The sequence below is a fragment of the Pontibacillus chungwhensis genome (genome assembly GCF_030166655.1).
In the GTDB taxonomy this organism is placed as follows: Bacteria; Bacillota; Bacilli; order Bacillales; family BH030062; genus Pontibacillus.
In genome coordinates this window covers 1,958,819-1,978,871 of sequence record NZ_CP126446.1, presented here as the reverse complement: position 1 = coordinate 1,978,871, position 20,053 = coordinate 1,958,819, and the positions used below count along the sequence as shown (strand labels likewise).

18 protein-coding genes are annotated in these 20,053 nt (G+C 40.4%); all 18 read right to left on the bottom strand.

Translation table 11 applies throughout. From position 1 onward, the window contains the following. Window positions 1-95: 95 nt before the first annotated feature. Complete coding sequence (gene asd / locus QNI29_RS10240) at window positions 96-1,148, bottom strand: aspartate-semialdehyde dehydrogenase (RefSeq protein ID WP_231416394.1); 1,053 nt, start codon at window positions 1,146-1,148, stop codon at window positions 96-98. 97 nt (window positions 1,149-1,245) lie between these two features. After that, window positions 1,246-1,833: a dipicolinate synthase subunit B gene (locus QNI29_RS10235; RefSeq protein WP_231416393.1), complete on the bottom strand. Its 588-nt coding sequence runs from the start codon at window positions 1,831-1,833 to the stop codon at window positions 1,246-1,248. Between the two features lie 3 nt (window positions 1,834-1,836). Then, window positions 1,837-2,730 carry a dipicolinic acid synthetase subunit A gene (gene dpaA, locus QNI29_RS10230; protein WP_231417557.1) on the bottom strand — a complete coding sequence of 298 codons (894 nt, stop codon included), beginning with the start codon at window positions 2,728-2,730 and terminating at the stop codon, window positions 1,837-1,839. Window positions 2,731-2,934: 204 nt separating this feature from the next. After that, window positions 2,935-3,171, bottom strand: coding sequence for a YlmC/YmxH family sporulation protein (locus QNI29_RS10225; protein ID WP_231416392.1), 237 nt, complete (start codon window positions 3,169-3,171; stop codon window positions 2,935-2,937). Window positions 3,172-3,225: 54 nt separating this feature from the next. Next, window positions 3,226-4,446 carry a M16 family metallopeptidase gene (locus QNI29_RS10220; RefSeq protein WP_231416391.1) on the bottom strand — a complete coding sequence of 407 codons (1,221 nt, stop codon included), beginning with the start codon at window positions 4,444-4,446 and terminating at the stop codon, window positions 3,226-3,228. Window positions 4,447-4,485: 39 nt separating this feature from the next. Further along, the gene (locus QNI29_RS10215) at window positions 4,486-5,439 is read right to left on the bottom strand and encodes a polysaccharide deacetylase family protein (RefSeq protein WP_231416390.1); all 954 of its coding nucleotides are present in this window, start codon (window positions 5,437-5,439) and stop codon (window positions 4,486-4,488) included. Window positions 5,440-5,847: 408 nt separating this feature from the next. Next, window positions 5,848-7,965 (bottom strand): polyribonucleotide nucleotidyltransferase, encoded by a 2,118-nt coding sequence (locus tag QNI29_RS10210; RefSeq protein WP_231416389.1) that lies wholly within the window; start codon window positions 7,963-7,965, stop codon window positions 5,848-5,850. Between the two features lie 119 nt (window positions 7,966-8,084). Continuing rightward, window positions 8,085-8,354 carry a 30S ribosomal protein S15 gene (rpsO, locus tag QNI29_RS10205; RefSeq protein ID WP_231416388.1) on the bottom strand — a complete coding sequence of 90 codons (270 nt, stop codon included), beginning with the start codon at window positions 8,352-8,354 and terminating at the stop codon, window positions 8,085-8,087. Between the two features lie 148 nt (window positions 8,355-8,502). Next, window positions 8,503-9,435: a bifunctional riboflavin kinase/FAD synthetase gene (ribF, locus tag QNI29_RS10200; protein WP_231416387.1), complete on the bottom strand. Its 933-nt coding sequence runs from the start codon at window positions 9,433-9,435 to the stop codon at window positions 8,503-8,505. 29 nt (window positions 9,436-9,464) lie between these two features. Beyond that, window positions 9,465-10,373: a tRNA pseudouridine(55) synthase TruB gene (gene truB, locus QNI29_RS10195; protein WP_231416386.1), complete on the bottom strand. Its 909-nt coding sequence runs from the start codon at window positions 10,371-10,373 to the stop codon at window positions 9,465-9,467. A 163-nt stretch (window positions 10,374-10,536) separates the two neighbouring features. Then, window positions 10,537-10,887 carry a 30S ribosome-binding factor RbfA gene (gene rbfA / locus QNI29_RS10190; protein ID WP_231416385.1) on the bottom strand — a complete coding sequence of 117 codons (351 nt, stop codon included), beginning with the start codon at window positions 10,885-10,887 and terminating at the stop codon, window positions 10,537-10,539. A 28-nt stretch (window positions 10,888-10,915) separates the two neighbouring features. Then, window positions 10,916-11,194 carry a DUF503 domain-containing protein gene (locus QNI29_RS10185; RefSeq protein ID WP_231416384.1) on the bottom strand — a complete coding sequence of 93 codons (279 nt, stop codon included), beginning with the start codon at window positions 11,192-11,194 and terminating at the stop codon, window positions 10,916-10,918. Next, window positions 11,191-13,350 (bottom strand): translation initiation factor IF-2, encoded by a 2,160-nt coding sequence (gene infB, locus QNI29_RS10180; RefSeq protein ID WP_231416383.1) that lies wholly within the window; start codon window positions 13,348-13,350, stop codon window positions 11,191-11,193. The genes QNI29_RS10185 and infB overlap by 4 nt, the downstream gene beginning before the upstream one ends. Before the next feature lie 4 nt (window positions 13,351-13,354). Then, a complete protein-coding gene (locus QNI29_RS10175) occupies window positions 13,355-13,669 on the bottom strand; it encodes a L7Ae/L30e/S12e/Gadd45 family ribosomal protein (RefSeq protein ID WP_231416382.1) in 315 nt (104 codons plus the stop codon). Window position 13,670: 1 nt separating this feature from the next. Further along, window positions 13,671-13,940, bottom strand: coding sequence for an RNase P modulator RnpM (gene rnpM / locus QNI29_RS10170; protein WP_231416381.1), 270 nt, complete (start codon window positions 13,938-13,940; stop codon window positions 13,671-13,673). Between the two features lie 12 nt (window positions 13,941-13,952). Then, window positions 13,953-15,059, bottom strand: a complete 1,107-nt coding sequence (nusA, locus tag QNI29_RS10165; protein WP_231416380.1) for a transcription termination factor NusA — start codon at window positions 15,057-15,059, stop codon at window positions 13,953-13,955. Between the two features lie 14 nt (window positions 15,060-15,073). Next, complete coding sequence (gene rimP, locus QNI29_RS10160; protein WP_255686924.1) at window positions 15,074-15,550, bottom strand: ribosome maturation factor RimP; 477 nt, start codon at window positions 15,548-15,550, stop codon at window positions 15,074-15,076. Between the two features lie 199 nt (window positions 15,551-15,749). Beyond that, the gene (locus QNI29_RS10155; protein WP_231416379.1) at window positions 15,750-20,048 is read right to left on the bottom strand and encodes a PolC-type DNA polymerase III; all 4,299 of its coding nucleotides are present in this window, start codon (window positions 20,046-20,048) and stop codon (window positions 15,750-15,752) included. Window positions 20,049-20,053: the final 5 nt, after the last annotated feature.

The following is a 20,053-nucleotide window of genomic DNA, read 5'->3' as shown; positions in this document are numbered from 1 at the left end:
GGTGTTTTCTTAAGTTTTATGAGGGCTCAACAAGCTTAAGACGGCAGTCAACGTGGCTTTGCTTCGCTTTCTGCCGCCCTTCTCATGAGTCTAGCTTACTTGTTTAGCCATTGATTTTTCACTAAACTCTCTGCAATCTGCACAGAGTTCCATGCTGCCCCCTTAAGTAGGTTATCAGAAACAACCCACATATGGAAGCCACGAGATTGATCTAAGTCTTTGCGAATGCGCCCAACAAATACATCGCGTTTGCCCTCAGCACTTTGCGGTGTAGGGTATACTTGATTTGTTGGATCATCTTCTAATACCAATCCAGGCGCATTGGCAATTGCTTCTTTCAACGCTTCAACGGTAACATCCTTTTGATCTACCTCAATATAAACACTTTCGGCGTGTGAAGTAAAGAATGGAAGTCGAACACAAGTTGCCGCTACTGGAAGTTCACTCATGTGCATGATTTTCTTCGTTTCATTAATCATTTTCATTTCTTCGAATGTATATCCATTATCCTGAAATTTATCAATTTGAGGAAGGGCATTGAAGGCAATTGGATAATGATGCTCATCTCCGCCAACTGGTAAAATCTCAGCCTTCATTTCTTCACCATTTAGATAAGCTTCTGACTGAGCTCGCAATTCATCATTGGCCTGATTACCAGCACCAGAAACTGCTTGATAGGTCGACACAATAACGCGATTTAAGCCGTATAAATTACGGATTGGTTCAAGAGCTGCCACCATTTGGATAGTGGAACAGTTTGGGTTCGCAATAATACCATTGTGATTAGCAATGTCTTCATTATTCACTTCTGGTACGACAAGCGGTACATCTGGATCCATGCGATAAGCACTTGTGTTATCAACCACAACCGCTCCTCTTTTAACCGCTTCAGGTGCTAATGATTTTGAAATAGATCCGCCTGCTGAGAATAGAGCGATATCCACTCCTTCAAAACTCTCAGGTGTTGCTTCTTGCACGGTTATTTCTGTATCTTGAAAGCGCACACGTTTTCCAGCTGAGCGCTTAGATGACAACAACGTTAAGGTTTCAATTGGGAAATTACGATCGGCTAATGTTTCGATCATCTTTTCTCCTACTGCCCCTGTTGCTCCGACAACTGCTACATGATATTTTTTGGTTTCGACCATAGTATGTTCTCCCTTCGTCCTTACGTTTTCTCTATATCTATAAAAAGATTAATTTATATTCTACCACAACCTCAAATCCTCAAGATACCTAAATCTATTACGATCTTTCAATTATTACAGGTTGGACCTGCTTATATTCCAGTGCTGCTTCAATTGTTTCCACGAGTGAATCCATACGAGCTACCATGGAATTTGGTTTTTTTACTGGATCATCCTGCCCATACGGTACAAAGAAGATATTCTTTGTTGCCATAAGCCTCATTAAATTGACTCCATTCAACCCTAAAGCGTCATTGGTGGAAATCGCTAATACCACAGGACTTTGATTTCTCAGTGTAGCCTTTGCGGCCATGAGTACAGGACTATCTGTTAAAGCATTTGCCATTTTACTCATAGAATTTCCGGTTAACGGAGCAATAACCATACAATCTAGAGGGCGCTTAGGACCAAGTGGCTCAGCCTCAGGTATAGTTGAAATCAATTTCTCTCCTGTGATCTCCTCTATTTTCTTCAAGTGTTCAGCTGCTTCACCGAAATACGTATCTGTTTTTTGAACTGTATAAGACACAACAGGTACCACAGTAGCCCCAAGATCCATCAGCTTTTGCATTTGCGGAAAAACTTCTGAATAGGTACAATGTGATCCCGTTAAACCAAAACCAATTGTTTTCCCCTTAAGTGACATACTTTATGAACTCCCTTCACCTAATTTTTCTATAATAATCTGAGTCACCACATTCGCCAAAATATTACCTGCCGTCTTTGGAGCCACTATCCCAGGTAAGCCAGGCGCCAAAAGGGCTTTTACACCTCGCTTTTCAGCATAGCGAAAATCTGTCCCCCCAGGTTTTGATGCCAAATCAATGATCAATGTGTGCGTAGGCATGGTTTGTATGACACTCGCTGTCACAACATGAGCTGGAATTGTATTAATCACAATATCGCTATCTTGCGTATGTTGTTTGATGTCCTTCATGGGAAACGGAGTGAGTCCCATTTCGGATATACGAGCAAGATCCTCAGACTTTCTAGCACCTACCTTGACATGAGCCCCAAGAGCAGCAAACACCCTTGCCACACTCATTCCGACCCTTCCTAGCCCAAGGACCGTAACTTTAGAAGAATGAATAGTAAAGTCCGTATGTTGGATGGCCATCATGATAGTGCCTTCCACAGTGGGAATTGAGTTAAAAATCGCAACATCATTTCGATCAAATAAAGGAATTAAAGTCCTCTTCGTTTCTTCTGCAATACCAGTTAAATATTTATTTGTTATCCCAGTAAAGATTAAGCAATGTTTAGGTGTCTTCATTAACCATTCCTTAGTTAATGAAAGGGATTGATTTGAAAAAATCGTATCAATTTTCCCATCTGAATTTGTTCCTGGCACTGGTAGAATGACTGCATCAAGATTACTCGGGTCCACTTCATCGAAATCGACTTGTTTGGCACCCGTAAATCCATGATCCAGTTGATCGAAACCTGTTAGAATTAAGGTCGCATCCCATTCACTGAGCCTGCGAATTACCTCTAATTGCCTCGCATCTCCACCTAAAATTCCAATTGTATATCCAGTTAGCATTCCATTCACCTCGCCTTGCAAGGAATTATATCTCGTGATTCTCTCCTATCCTATGAGGGGTGAAATCGAATGGTGAATGTCTTATGTAAAACATCTTTGTTTCCAAAATGTCAGTGCCTTTTCAGTGATCCTTAAAAATAAAAAACCACTCCTGAGTATAAAAACTCAAGGAGTGGTTCTTTACATATATCTAATGTTTGAGTGTTACTCTTTTGGGTCGATGATAATCATGTCATCTCCGATTTTTTGTATGTCAGACCACCGAAGTTTAACCTCATCGCCTTCTTTCTTCATCCCAAACCATTTATAATTGGGGATGATGAAGGAATGGATGTTTCCGGTGTTTGGATCGATTTCTAGATCCGTTTGTCCTAAAACGCCAAGCCTAGAACCGTGTCTGACGTCTACGATCTCTTTCCCACTTAGTTCACGATATCTCATTTTCATCGCTCCTTTATACATGTGTATGTGTATATGGAACATGGTATGAGCTACCTATTCTTCAATCGGTGAAATGATGGAAGATGAATGTTGGCCTTTAAATACAGCTTTTAGCACGTGATCCACAGAATCATGAGTTACACTGTCAATTTGTGTGACCATTTCATCTAATGTTCGGTGACGACCAAGCATGAGCTCATTCTTACCATTTCGACTCATTCGGCTGTTTGTACTTTCAAGACCAAGCATAATACTACCTTTTAATTGCTCTTTACTATTTTCTAACTCTTTATTCGTTAACCCATCACGAATAAATTCATTTACTGTCTGGTCAATAGTTTCTTGAAGAACGCCAAGTTGGTCTTTGCCTGTGCCACCATAAATCGTTAACAACCCACTGTCCGCGTGGGAACTATGGTAAGAAAAGATAGAATAAGCTAAGCCTCGTTGTTCCCGTACTTCCTGGAATAATCGAGAACTCATACTTCCGCCTAGAACGTTATTCAATACAACTAAACTGAATACGCGATCATCGCCAATTGGAAGACCATCGTAGCCCAGACAAAGATGAGCTTGCTCTGTGTCTTTCTTACGGCGAATCGCTCCCGTTTGAAAGACAGGCTTTTCAAATGGATCTGGTGTGTGATTACTTTGATAAGAGCCAAAGTGATCCTCAACTTCTTTAAAGAAAGACTCATCCACATTACCTGCTACAGAAACAACGACATTTTCTGGGATATATTGCTGATCTAAATAAGACCGCAGCGATTCCGGTGCAAACGACTTTAGCGTATCTTCCGTACCTAGGATTGGATATCCTAACGGATGATTGCCGTATGTAGCTTGCGCTAACAGATCATGTACAATGTCATCCGGAGTATCTTCATACATCTTAATCTCTTCAAGAACTACTTTCTTCTCACGATCCATTTCTGTTTCGTCGAAAGTGGAATTAAAGAACATATCAGATAAAATATCTAATGCTTTTTTAGCATGAGTATCTAACACTTTCGCATAGTAACACGTGTATTCCTTTGAAGTGAATGCATTCACTTGACCACCTATAGAATCGAAGCTCTCAGCTATATCACGCGCAGAACGCGTTTTAGTACCCTTAAAGAACATATGTTCAATAAAATGGGAGACCCCATTGTTGTGCTCATTTTCATTTCTTGATCCTGTTTTCACCCATACTCCGATAGTAACAGAACGGACATTTGGGATTTCCTCCAATACAATTCTTAGTCCATTGGAGCAAGTATATTTTTTTACCAAAGGTCATCCTCCTAAATTTAGCGCTTGTTTGATGGAACGTTACTGTAACCGCTCTTCATCTAACATTCTGCTGACTGTATCTATTGTATAGCCTTTTTGTTTAATTTTCAAAATCAGGTTGTTTAATCCACTTTGAACCGAGGTTGTTGGATGCATTAAAACAAATGAACCGCCTTCTAATTTATTCATTACCCTATTTACCATTACCTCTGGAGCTGGTTTTTTCCAATCTATTGTATCAACGGTCCATAGAATCGTCTCCATCCCTAACTCATCAGCATGTTTAACAACCTCATCTGTCCAGCTTCCGCTTGGGGGGGCAAACCACTTTGGCTTCTCTCCGGTAATAGCTTGAAGAATATCATTTGTTTGTTTGATTTGCTTTTGAATTTCTTCAGAAGAGATTTTCGCCATATCTGGATGATTATACGCATGATTGCCTATTTCATGACCTTCATCTTTAATCATCTTGACCAGGTCTACATTTTTATTCGCCCATTTCCCCTCTATAAAAAATGTAGCTTTAACATTATTCTTTTTCAGTATGTTTAAGATATCAGGAATATATTCCTCTCCCCATGAAACGTTAATATTTAAAGAAACCACATGTTTATCTGGGTGACCTCTAAATATGGGAGCTGCAGGCAAATCCTCTAGAGAAACTTCCGGTTTTATTTGTTTATAAACCAGTTCCTTTTCTACAAACTTCCCCTTTTTCTTCATCTTTTTATAAGATTTCTCCACGTCTACCACGATCCCATTAAGTCCAGGCATCTTCTTCCACACTTGATGAATCACTGCATTTTGAGCAGGTTTTTCATATTCTTTAGCCTTCTCCTCAATTTCTTGATAGAGCTTATTATCTGTATTCGAAACAGGTGTTGCTTGACTTTTCATGCTCATCAAATAAGAAGAGGAATAAGGATTCTCAAACGCCTTATAAGAAACAAGCACCATACAAACAAACACCACAATCGGCACAAACCGCCTCATCACCACCACTCCCCTCTACCACAACCTATGTAGAGAAAGGACAAGGTAGAACAGAAAAGCGCAGGCGACTGCTTAGCCCCGTACGCATAAGCAAGCTGACAGAAGTACGCGTAGCGGACTGTAGTCAGATTGCTTATGACGCTAGGGGCTAGGAGCCGGAGCTAGACATCAACCGAAAAGCGCAGGCGGGGTGCCAAGGGCCGTACGCATAAGCAAGCTGGCGGAAGTACGCGTAGCGGTCTGTAGTCAGCTTGCTTATGACGCTAGGCCCTCCCCGCCGGAGCTAGACACTACCAGAAATGCCCTGTCAAAGTACTCTTCAAATTCACTGCAAAAACCTATATTATAAATGAATCAATTATTTATGTATAAAAAAAGAAACTGGCTTGCCAGCTCCTTTTTGCTAAACTACTCTGTAGCTTCTTGTTGTTTCTTTTGTTCAATTAGAACGTCTTTATGAGAAAGGTTGACGCGACCCTGGTTATCGATTTCTTTAACCTTAACCTTCAACTGGTCTCCAATAGCTACAACGTCTTCTACTTTTCCAACACGTTCTTCAGCTAATTGAGAGATGTGGACTAATCCATCTTTCCCTTTAAATAGTTCAACGAAAGCACCGAATTTCTCGATACGTTTAACAGTACCCAAGTAAATTTCGCCAACTTCAACTTCTCGAACAAGGTCTTCGATAATTTGTTTTGCATTACGGTTTGCTTCTGCATCTGTAGAAGAGATGAAGATTTTCCCGTCTTGTTCAATATCGATTTTAACGCCTGTCTCTTCGATAATCTTGTTGATTTGTTTACCACTTGGTCCGATAACGTCACGAATCTTATCAGGCTTAATAGCCATTGTAAGGATTTTCGGAGCGTATGCAGAAAGCTCTTCTCTTGGTTGCTCGATTGTAGCCATCATGCTATCAAGAATTTCTTTACGCCCAGCTTTCGCTTGTGTAAGAGCATCTTCTAAGATAGAGCGAGATAGTCCTTCAATCTTAATATCCATTTGTAGAGCAGTTACACCTTTTTCGGTACCTGCTACTTTAAAGTCCATATCTCCAAGGAAGTCTTCCATACCTTGAATATCAGTAAGAACAGTATAATCCTCACCAGATTTAACAAGACCCATTGCAATACCTGCTACAGGTGCTTTGATCGGAACACCAGCATCCATCATCGCGAGGGTACTTGCACAGATACTTGCTTGTGATGTAGAACCATTAGATTCTAGAACTTCAGAAACAAGGCGTACTGTGTAAGGGAAATCTTCTTCAGAAGGTACAACTTTTTCAAGAGCACGTTCACCGAGGGCACCATGACCAATTTCACGACGTCCCGGTCCACGCATAGGTCCTGTTTCACCTACACTAAAATGTGGGAAGTTATAATGGTGCATGAATCGTTTTGATTCCTCTAAATCAAGACCATCAAGAATTTGCACATCGCCTAATGCTCCCAATGTACAGATACTTAGTGCTTGAGTTTGTCCACGTGTGAATAGCCCTGAACCGTGTGTACGAGGAAGAATCCCAACGCGAGAGGATAAAGGACGAATCTCTTCTGGTTTACGGCCATCTGGACGTACCTTTTCCTTCGTGATTAAACGGCGCACTTCTTCTTTTACAATTTTATCAAGTACAGATTTAACTTGACCTAATTTTTCACTTTCTTCTTCTGACTCTTCATACTCAGCAATAACATTGTTTTTAACTTCAGTGATTGCTTCATCACGCGCATGCTTTTCTTCTGTTTGAATGGCTTTAATTAGAGCGTCTTTTGCTTTTCCTTCTACTTCTGCAACAATATCCGCGTCTAGTTCGAATAACGTAACTTCACGCTTCTCTTTGCCAACAGCAGCAATTACTTCTTCTTGGAAAGCTACAAGGCGTTTAATCTCTTCATGACCAAACATAATTGCTTCTAACATGACCTCTTCAGGTACTTCGTCTGCACCTGCTTCTACCATGTTCACTGCATCTTTTGTTCCTGCTACAGTTAACTGAATGTCGCTATTTTCTTGTTGTTCAATTGTTGGATTAATGATAAACTCTCCATCAACTCGCCCGACAATTACACCAGCTACTGGGCCATTGAAAGGTAAATCTGAAATAGATAATGAAAGGGATGAACCTAGCATAGCCGCCATTTCAGATGAACAATCCTGATCCACACTCATTACTGTGCTAATAACTTGAACCTCATTACGAAAGCCGTCAGGGAACAACGGGCGGATTGGACGGTCAATTAGACGAGAAGCAAGAACTGCCTTCTCACTAGGACGTCCTTCACGCTTAATAAAGCCACCTGGGATTTTACCGACAGCATATAATCTCTCTTCATAGTTCACAGTAAGAGGGAAAAACGGCAAGTCTTTTGGTTCTTTAGATCCTGTTGCGGTTGCTAAAACAGATGTGTCTCCGTATTGCACCATACATGCTCCACTTGCTTGTTTCGCTAACTCTCCAATTTCAATACGTAAAGGACGGCCAGCAATTTCAGTGGAGAATACTTGTTTTTCTTCTGCCATTTGTATGTTAACACCTCTCATACTCGATCTTATATTCTGATTCTTATTGTGCATAAGATTCCTCTTATGTATTAATTTTAGCTATAGAAAAAGCGGGAAATCATCCCGCTTTTTACTACTTAACGACGTAGGCCTAGTTCTTTAATTAATTCACGGTAACGAGTTACATCTTTGTTACGTAAATAGTTTAAAAGGTTACGACGTTTACCTACCATTTTTAGAAGACCACGACGAGAGTGGTGATCTTGCTTATGAGTACGTAAATGCTCGTTTAATTTTGTAATCTTTTCAGTAAGGACAGCGATTTGAACCTCAGCGGATCCAGTATCGTTATCATGTGTCTTGAACTTACTAATGATTTCATTCTTACGTTCTTGTGTGATAGCCATCCTATTCACCTCCTAAAATGTTTTCGAACCCCAATCCCCTAGCAAGCGTCGGTGATTTCGACTTGCCAAGCGATGGTTCCTGTGCCATATGCAGCACAACTATTAATGTACATGTTTTCATGAAAAAATGCAAGGGAAAGCCATAATTCTACGCAAAAAAGTTACGAATTTCAGCTTCATCTTTCTGTAATTGATGAATTAGATGATCTACACCGTTAAATTTAACTTCATCCCGGATGAAAGCATGCCATTCGACTTCTAGCTGATCTCCATATAAATCTCCCTCATAATCGAAGAGGTTTATTTCAACGGATAGAACCTTTGTATCTTGAAAAGTTGGTTTGTATCCAATGTTAGCCATTCCAAAATAGGAGGAACCTCTATGCTCAACCTTGACAGCATACACGCCCACCTTAGGCAATAGGTATTCTTCAGAAACATCAAGATTTGCTGTAGGAAAGCCGATAGTACGTCCCCTTTGGTCACCTGTTATGACTGTACCTCGAACTCTGTAAGGGCGCCCGAGAAGTTCATTAGCTAGATCGATATTTCCCTCTCGAATGGATTGCCTGATCAGGGTGGAACTAATTTTTTTATTATGATCCGTTACTTTTGATACAACCGTTTGAGAAAGGGCGTCACCTCCGTGAGCAGGAAGAGTTTCCATTGTCCCTTTCCCCATCTTACCGTATGAAAAATCAAAGCCCGCTACAACATGAGAAACATTCAGACCGATAAAATAATGATTCACAAATTCTTGAGGCAACAAACCTGCTAAATCTTTATTAAAGGTTACGAGATAGACACGATCGATACCTAAATCTTCAAGAACCTTTATTTTATCCTCCAAGGGAGTTATATATTGTACATGCTGCGTTTCTTTCTTTAAGACAACAGATGGATGAGGATGAAAAGTCATAACAGCACTCGTTCGACCCGTTTCATCGGCTATTTGCTTTGCTGTGCGAATTACCTCCTGATGTCCACGATGAACCCCATCAAAATACCCTACAGCCATTACGGTATCAGGAAGATCATCCTGATGTAGTGTGTGGGGATGTTGTAGTTCAAATATTTCCATTTCCTCTCACCCTCTTTTCCTAACACGTTTCACTCGTATTGAAATACTCGCACTGGCTTAATTAAATGTGGTTTCGTTGGGTGTATTTGATAAATCGCCAGCAATTTACCTTCCTCATTTACCATACCGAATGGATTTGTTTCAGGCAATCTTGAAGGCTTAGGGAAAACCATTCCGTGATAAACTTGATCTTCTTTACCTTGTTCTATCTGTAATTGCCCTAGGTGTTTAATCCCTCTTTCTAACGGTTGAAACAATTGATCAAGATTTCCTTCATCCCTCGATTGCTCAATTTGTTCAAAAGTGAAAGATTCCTTCGCCGTAAAAGAACCAGAAGCTGTACGAACTAAAGAAGACATGTGAGCTGGATACCCTAGTGCTTTTCCAATATCCACACAAAGTGTGCGAATATACGTTCCTTTTGAACATGTGATGTTAATGGTAAACGAAGCCGTACCATCGTTGTATGAAACCTCATCTGATGTGAGGGCTATATCGTAGATCTGAACCGTCCTCTCAGGCCTTTCTACTTCAATTCCTTCTCTTGCATATTCATACAAGCGTTTTCCATCAACTCGAACTGCTGAATACATAGGAGGGATCTGAGTAATCGTTCCTGTAAAAGATTTTAATACATTTTTAATATCTGAAAGGTGTATGTCTTCAACAACGCTTTCTTCAATCACTGCCCCCGTTTGGTCTTCTGTCTCTGTTGCTTTCCCTATCGTTACTGTAGCCTTGTAGACTTTTTCAGATTCTGTAACGTAAGACGATATTTTGGTAGCCATGCCTACACACATTGGCAGAACTCCTTCAACGTCTGGGTCAAGGGTACCTGTATGACCTACCTTTTTTGTGCGTAAGATCCCTCTCATCTTCATTACACAATCATGAGATGTCATGCCTTTTGGTTTCCATAAAGGGATAATTCCATTCATTATAACGCCCCCTTACTGTATTCTTTCAATATGTAGGTTTATAACAAATAAAAGGGTCTCCCTTAAAGGGACAGTTCCCCTTATACATAGATACCGTATCATTTCCTTTGGTATCCACATTCTTTGGGAAGCAGCCCCCTTGTGGGACACCCTCTAAAAGACTTTATTCGTTTGTATCGTTTAAGTCTTGTAAGATGGTTTCGATACGATTACCGTACTCAACAGCCTCATCAAACTCAAACATAATTTCAGGCGTCTTGCGAAGGCGTATTCTTCGTCCGATTTCAGAACGAATAAACCCTTTCGCTTTGGCAAGACCAATCAAGGTATCCTGTTTCTGCTTATCATCACCTAAAACAGAAATATACACTTTAGCTTGCTGCAAATCACCTGTTACCTTTACTTCTGTGACAGTAACAAAGCCAATGCGAGGATCTTTAATCTTCCGACTAATAATATCCCCTAGTTCTTTCTTCATTTGTTCACCGACACGGTTTGCTCTTAAATCACTCATTTTTTCACCTCTTTGTTCGGAGGGAGGGCTACAACCATTCCAAATTTGTTGTGGTACGTTCAATTTCTGGGAAGGAGTCAATCATGGCTAATACTCGATTGATCTCCTTTTCAGCCTGGACTTTGTCACTTGAAACCGTAACAAAGCCAAGGCCAGTTCGTTGCCAAACATCTTGATGATCCAATTCTGCTACAGCAACATTGTACTCATTATGTGCTCTTGTCAAAATACGCCGTAAAACGGAACGCTTTTCTTTTAAAGAATGAGCATCATAAATGAGACATTCTACCTCTACAGACGCAATCATTTGCGTTCGATTTCCTGCATTTCAAAGGCTTCAATAACGTCACCTTCACGGATATCATTGTAGTTTTTGATAGTGATACCACATTCATACCCTTTTTGAACTGTTTTCGCATCATCTTTGTAACGTTTTAGAGCGTCAATTTCACCTTCATATTGGACAATACCATCACGAATAAGGCGAACGCCACCGTCGCGTTTAATAACACCTTCGGTAACGTAACTTCCGGCAATTGTACCAACTTTAGAAACCTTAAAGATTTCGCGGACTTCAGCTTGACCAACAATTTTCTCTTCGAATTCAGGATCAAGAAGCCCCTTCATTGCGCTTTCGATCTCTTCCATTACCTTATAGATAATGCGATGAAGGCGAATGTCTACATCCTCAGATTCTGCTGTACGCTTAGCATTAACATCTGGACGTACATTAAATCCAATGACAATTGCGTTTGAAGCAGATGCAAGGATAATATCTGATTCTGTAATCGCACCTACACCAGTATGAATGATCTTAACCTTTACTCCCTCTACATCAATTTGTTGCAAGGAAGAAGCAAGTGCTTCTGCAGAACCTTGAACGTCTGCTTTAATGATAATATTAATTTCTTTCATATCACCTTGTTTAATTTGTTCAAATAAATCATCAAGGCTAACTTTTGCTTTCTCACCACGGTTCTCTTCAATCATTCGTTGTTGACGTGCCTCACCTACTTGGCGCGCTTTCTTCTCATCATCAAATGCAACGAAACGATCTCCTGCTTGTGGTACACCATTAAGTCCAGTGATTTCAACTGGTGTTGAAGGAGGAGCTATTTTTACGCGACGTCCTAAATCATTTACCATCGCACGCACACGTCCAAACGTATTTCCAACTACGATAGGGTCTCCTACATTTAACGTACCGTTTTGAACTAATAAGGTTGCAACAGAACCGCGACCTTTATCAAGCTCTGCTTCAATTACTGTCCCCATTGCTAAACGGTTAGGGTTTGCTTTTAATTCTTCAACTTCTGAAACTAGAACAATCATCTCAAGAAGATCGTCAATTCCTTCACCTTTTACAGCTGAAAGATGAACAAAAATGGTTTCTCCACCGTACTCTTCAGGAACTAAATTGTGTTCCATAAGTTCCTGTTTTACGCGATCTGGATTTGCGCCTTCTTTATCCATCTTATTCACTGCTACGATGATTGGAACTTCTGCAGCTTGAGCGTGATTGATCGCTTCAATGGTTTGAGGCATAACGCCATCATCAGCTGCTACTACTAATATCGCAATGTCCGTTACTTGAGCACCGCGAGAACGCATGCTTGTGAATGCTGCGTGACCTGGGGTATCAAGGAACGTAATTTTCTTATCATTTTCTTCTACTTGGTAAGCACCAATGTGCTGCGTGATTCCTCCAGCTTCCCCTGCTGTTACTTTCGTTTTACGAATGGAATCAAGAAGCGTTGTTTTACCGTGGTCAACGTGTCCCATAATGGTTACAACAGATGGGCGTTCTATTAAATCAGCAGGATCATCATCAGAAATATAGTTCTCGAAATCAGTTTCGTCTACTACAATTTCCTCTTCTGCCTTCACACCATACTCGTCACAGATTAACACAATTGTATCTGCATCTAAGTCCTGGTTTTTAGTAGCCATTACACCTGATAACATTAATTTCTTAATGATCTCAGATGATTCTCTTGATAGTTTCTCTGCCAGTTCTGCAACTGTAAGGCTACCCGTATACGTAATTTTCTCAGGTAGCTGAGGTTTCTTAGCTTGCGGGCGTTGCTGTTGATTATTACGGTTTTGACCGCCACGGTTATTTCGCTTGTTATTTTGGGTTTGCTTTTTGTTGTTGTTTTTATTGTTTTTATTCATACGATTATCCTGATCTTTCTCACGTTTTTTCTGACCGCCACCCTTTTGATTGTTGGATGGTTTGGCAGAACCTTGTGAGTTATTTTGTTTCTTTTCTGCTCCCTTTGCTTGAGGGTTCTGGTCACTTTCACCTTTATTATACATACCATCCAGACGCGTCTTTGTTTCGTCTGAAATAGTTGACATATGGTTTGTGACCTCTATATTCATATTTTGTAATTTCGTTAATACATCTTTACTGGTTACATTTTTCTCTTTGGCATATTCATAAACACGCATTTTCGTCATACGTTCACCCCCGAATAGATTCATCGAGCATCGATGTGATTTTCGTAGCGAAACCACGATCGGTAATAGCCAGGGCTACTCTGCCTGATTTCCCTATTGCACTAGATAATGTGTCCCGATCAACGACTTCACGAAAAGGGATATTATAAAAGCTACATTTATCTTTTAGCTTCTTTTTTGTGTTCATCCCCGTATCGTTAGCTATTAAAACCAGGCAGGCTCGTTTTCGTTGTATATCACGAACGATGGCTTCTTCACCTAAAGTGCATTTACCGGCTCGAAATGCTAGTCCAATCATATTGAGGAATTTCTGATTCATGCTAATCCTCTTGTACCATTTCTAAAAGTTGATCATAAAGTTCCTGGTCAACTTTTGTTTTTAAATGGTGGGACAATATACTTTTTTCTCGAGCGGTCTGAATGACTTCTGCATCCTTGGTTAAATAAGCTCCTCGGCCGTTCTTCTTTCCGGTTTCATCGATAAAAACTTCCCCGTCTTTATTCCTTACGACACGAATTAGCTGTTGTTTAGGTAGCATTTCCTTGGTAACTACGCATTTTCTTAATGGTGTTTTTTTGTTCTTAGCCATTTCGAGTCCTCCTTATTCAAATAGATCTTCGTCTACTTCAGAATAAGTGTCCTCTTGATGTTCACCAGGTGTAATCGTGCCATCTTCTACAGCGTCCGATTCACTCTTGATGTCAATTTTCCATCCTGTCAATTTAGCAGCAAGACGCGCATTTTGTCCACGCTTTCCGATCGCTAGAGACAGCTGGTGATCTGGAACAACGACTGTTGTTGCCTTTTCTTCTTCATTTACAAGAACCTCAACAACTTTTGCCGGGCTCAAAGCATTAGATACAAATACGACTGGGTCCTCTGACCACTGGACAATATCAATTTTCTCGCCCTTTAGCTCATTTACGATTGCTTGTACCCTTTGTCCGCGCTGCCCCACACAAGAGCCAACTGGATCGATTTCTGGGTCAGGTGCGTGAACGGAAATCTTAGAACGATCTCCAGCTTCACGAGAGACAGATTTAATCTCTACAGTTCCATCATAAATCTCAGGTACTTCCATCTCAAATAAACGCTTAAGTAAACCCGGGTGAGTACGGGAAACGTAAATATGAGGACCTTTATTGGTGTTTTCAACTTTTGTTACAAATACTTTTATACGATCATGAACATGATATTCCTCTGTAGGCATCTGTTCCCCTACCGGAAGACGAGCTTCAACTTTTCCTAAGTTAATGTACGTAAAACGCGCATCCTTACGTTGAATAATTCCTGTCATCACATCTTCTTCACGATCAATATATTCACTAAAGATAACACCGCGTTCAGCTTCGCGCACACGTTGAGTTACAACCTGTTTGGCAGCTTGTGCTGCAATACGACCAAAGTCTTTTGGTGTTACTTCAATTTCAATTACGTCATCGACATCGTAGTTTGGGTCGATTTTTTTCGCTTCATCCAGAGAAATTTCTTGTTGTGGATCCATTGATTCATCTACAACAATTTTGCGGGCATATACATGCATACCACCGCTTGTTTCATCCAGATCAACGCGAACGTTTGTCGCTGATTTAAAATTCTTCTTATATGCTGAAATAAGGGCTGCTTCTAATGCTTCCATTAGAAGATCTTTATCTATCCCTTTTTCTTTCTCTAAGTAATGAATGGCATCAAAAAGCTCACTACTCACCGTTTCTTCCCCCTTTAATTAAAACTGACAGCTAGTCTTGCTTTTGCAATGTTGTCAAACGGTATTTCGATTGTTTTCTTACGTGTTTTGATTGTTACTTCTACAGAAGCTGTATCATTTTCAAAGGATAGTAAACGTCCTTCAAACTCTTTTTCACCATCAACATGTTCATATACTTTCACATTCACATTATGACCTACATGGTTTTCAAAGTCTTTTCTTTTCTTTAACGGGCGTTCAGCACCAGGTGATGATACCTCTAAAAAGTAAGGGAAGGTAATGGGATCTTCAGCATCAAGTTTTTCGCTTAATTGCTCACTAACCTGGCCGCATTCTTCAATATCAACCCCACCCTCTTTATCAACATATACTCGCAGAAAATAGTTTTTCCCTTCTTGTTCAAACTCAATGTCTACGAGCTCAAGGTTCATATCTTCAAGGATTGGTTGAATGAGTTCTTCAGTGATTTCCGTTACATTCTGGCTTCCCAATGGAATTCCCTCCTTTTTGAATACTAATCAGATAAGCCGATACGCTAAAATTCCCTGCTGAGACAGCAGGGAATTGGTTCGGCGGTCAAATTCGGAAGTAATACGAAAGAGTGGGTTGCCCCACTCTTTTACTCTCATACGTATCTTCTGTCATACCAACAAAAATATACCACACACACGAAATTTTAGCAAGTCTCGTTTAGAACAGGGATAACTGGTTTTTATCCGGCAATCCTTGTAAACACCCATGATCATCAAGGTACTCTAAGACTGTTTTCGAAATTCGACTCCGCTCTCGGAGGTCCTCTTTAGATAAGAATTCTCCGTCTTCTCGCGCTTTAACAATATTGATGGCTGCGTTTGTTCCTAATCCATCAATGGAGTTAAATGGCGGGATGAGGGTATCCCCATCTACAAGAAACTCGCTTGCTGCAGAACGATATAGATCTACCTTTTGGAAGGAGAATCCACGTTCTTGCATTTCAAGAGAAAGTTCTAAAACGGTTAATAAACTTTTTTCTTTCGGTGTAGCGTCGAGACCTTTTCCGTTGATCTCTTTGATACGTGCTCGAACCGCTTCAGAACCTTTCACCATTGTATCGATGTCAAAGTCACTCGCACGTACAGTGTTATAAGCTGCATAAAAATAAATCGGATGGTGAACTTTGAAATAAGCAATGCGTACTGCCATAAGAACATAGGCTGCAGCGTGGGCTTTAGGGAACATGTATTTAATCTTTTTACAAGACTCAATATACCAATCTGGTACACCATGTTTTTTCATTTCTTCAATCCACTCAGGTTTAAGGCCACGTCCCTTACGAACAAACTCCATAATGGTAAAGGCTGTAGGGGCCTCTAGTCCCTTGTGCATCAAATAAACCATAATATCATCACGGCACCCAATTACTTCAGAAAGAGTACAGATTCCGTCACTAATAAGCTGATCGGCATTGTTTAGCCAGACATCCGTTCCGTGGGATAAACCTGAAATAATGACAAGTTCTGCGAAGGTAGATGGCTTCGTATCCTCTAACATTTGGCGCACAAAGCGAGTACCAAATTCAGGTACACCTAGTGTTCCTGTCTTACACATAATTTGATCAGGTTCAACGCCTAAAACCTGTGGTCCGCTAAAGATTTTCATCACTTCTTCATCGTCAGTCGGAATCGTCTTAGGGTCAATCCCACTCAAGTCTTGTAGCATACGAATTACTGTAGGATCATCATGCCCTAGGATATCAAGCTTTAATAAATTATCGTGAATAGAATGGAAGTCAAAGTGTGTCGTCATCCATTCAGATGATTGATCGTCTGCTGGATACTGAATCGGCGTAAAATCATAAATGTCTTGGTCATCAGGGACAACAATGATCCCCCCTGGGTGCTGTCCGGTTGTTCGTTTAACCCCAGTGCATCCTTGTACTAACCGATCTACTTCTGCATTTTTATACTGAAGCTCATGATCGCTTGCATAGCCTTTTACAAACCCGTACGCTGTTTTCTCTGCTACTGTACCAATTGTACCTGCACGGAATACCTTATCTTCACCAAACAGCACTTTCGTATAATTGTGTGCACGTGGTTGATATTCACCAGAGAAGTTTAAGTCAATATCAGGTACTTTATCTCCTTTAAATCCAAGGAACGTCTCAAAGGGAATGTCTTGTCCATCTTTCTTATATGGAATCTCGCAATCCGGACAATCTTTCTCTGGTAAATCAAAACCTGAACCAACCGAACCATCTGTAAAGAATTCTGATTTCTGACAAGCCGTACACACATAGTGAGGTGGCAAAGGATTTACTTCCGTAATATCTGTCATCGTAGCTACGAATGATGAACCTACTGAACCACGAGACCCGACTAGGTACCCATCATCTAAGGATTTCGTTACAAGTTTTTGTGAAATCAAATAGATTACCGCAAATCCGTTACCAATAATACTATCGAGCTCTTTTTCGATACGTTTTTCGACAAGTTCAGGTATTGGATCTCCGTAAATACTTCTAGCCTTGTTATACGTCATTTCACGCATTTCATCGTTCGCCCCGTCAATATTTGGAGTATACAAATCGTCCTTTACGGGTTTGATCTCTTCAATTGAATCAGCTATGTGCTGAGAGTTGGTTACCACCACCCTCTTCGCTGTTTCTTCATCTAAGAAGGAGAAGTCATCAAGCATTTCATTTGTGGTTTTAAAATGAACATCTGGTTGCGTCTGTCGATTAAGTGGATTACCACTTTGGGACCCAATAAGGATTTTACGGTAAATCTTCTCGTGAGGGTCTACGTAATGGGTATTGCCTGTTGCTACCACGGGCTTTTCTAGGCGGTCAGCCATATTGATTAAGTTCTTTAAAATGTCATATAAATGGGCTTCATTCCGTACAAGGTCCTTCTCGATTAAATGATAGTAGTTTGAAGGCGGCTGCACTTCAATATAGTCATAAAACTCAGCCACTTTCTCTGCTTCATCCTGTGACTTCTGCATCATGGCTTCAAATACTTCACCCTTGTCACAACCGCTACCAATTAAAATTCCTTCACGGTATTTCTTTAGCACAGAACGAGGAATTCGGGGTACCCGGTAGAAATAATTCACAAGGGACATGGAAACAAGTTTGTAAATATTCTTAAGACCCGTAGGATTCTGAGCCAAAAGAATAGCATGGGATGGGCGAGAACGCTGATAAGCATTTCCTTCCCCCATAAATTTGTTTAAATCCATATGGTTATGAATATCTTTTTTCTGCGCCTCTTTTAACAGCTTCCATAACAAATACCCTGTTGCTTCCGCATCATAGATGGCACGGTGGTGTTGCGTAAGTTCAATATCGAACTGTTTACATAAGGTATTAAGACGGTGATTTTTTAACTGTGGCACAACTAGACGTGCAAGTTCTAACGTATCAATAACAGGATTAGAAGCTTTCTCATACCCGATTTTTTGCAAACCAGCATTTAAAAAGCCCATGTCAAAGCTTGCGTTATGGGCTACGAGTATAGAATCACCCATCCATTTATGAAAATCTTTAAATACCTCATCAGGGTCAGGGGCATCTTTAACCATATCATCTGTAATCCCTGTTAAATCTGTTGTGGTTTGGCTTAATGGTTCATGTGGGTTAGCAAAGGATTCAAATCGATCAATGATCTCGCCTTCTTTAATCTTAACCGCTGCTAGTTCAATTACAGTATCATAAATAGCCGATAACCCTGTAGTTTCAACGTCAAAAACGACGTATTCATCTGTTGCCAGATCACGATCCTGTTCTTCATAAGCAATCGGCACACCATCATCTACAATATTCGCTTCTAAACCATAAAGAACCTTAACTCCATGCTTGCTACCAGCACCATAGGCTTCAGGATAAGATTGTACGACTGCGTGATCTGTTATAGCAATAGCTTTATGCCCCCAATTGGCTGCTTGCTCAATTAATCTAGAAGCAGAAACGGTAGAATCCATTTGACTCATTGTTGTATGAGCATGGAGTTCAACTCTTTTTTCTCCTTCTGGAGCTTCATCTTTTCGAACCACTGGCTTTACTTCATTAATGTCAGACCCCATCATCGTTAGCTCATTTGTGTAGTTGTCTGTTTGAACTCGCCCTTTTGCTTTGATCCACATTCCTTTTTTCAAGCGCTGGAATTTCTCTTCGTCATCATCTCGACGTGAGAACATTTTCACTTGAATAGAGTCTGTGTAGTCGGTCATTTTAGCCATTAGTAAATGACGACCTGAGCGTAGCTCTCGAATTTCTACATCAAACACATACCCTTGAATAACCATCGTATTTTCTTCTTCTTGAATAGACTCAATCTTATCAGGAACATCTTTAATGTTATAACCAATAAGAAGTGGCCCATCATGAAGGACTTCATCATCATCTTTATCTTTCGCACGTTGTTCCTTTTCTTGAATCGCTTTTTGAACAATGTCTTTATCTTCTTGTTTCTTCTGTTGTTTGAATTGCTCAAGTGCTTCCTCAGAAGAACTCACTTCAACCGTTAACACATACAGAGAAGCCCCTACACGATTACAAAACGCCTGGAAAGGTTCACTTAATCGACGCTTTAAAGCATGAGCTTCAGCATCATTCCGTGCATGCAAAACCAATTTGTTTCCTTCAATTTTTGGGCGCTGTTCATGAAGGAGGTCTTTATAGGCAGGAGATAGATCAGGTATTGATTTAACAAAGTGCATCCAGTAATCACAAATGCTGTCTTCATCTAATTTCTTTTCGCCTGTTTCAATTGACCATGTAATCGTAGCTATATGATGAAAAGCTTCATACAACTTCGAAGTGAACACAGCGTATACCTCTGGTGGTAACACGGTTGGAATATAAAAGTAAAAGTGCCATTCCTTTGTTGGTTTGTGCACGGATAGTTTTGTTAACTTGCTATCTTGAAAATGGGCATTCACAAGATCTTCTGGCATTTCGATTTGCTTTAGGAGCAACTGCATTTTTTCTAATTGCGAAAGGTCCATGCTAC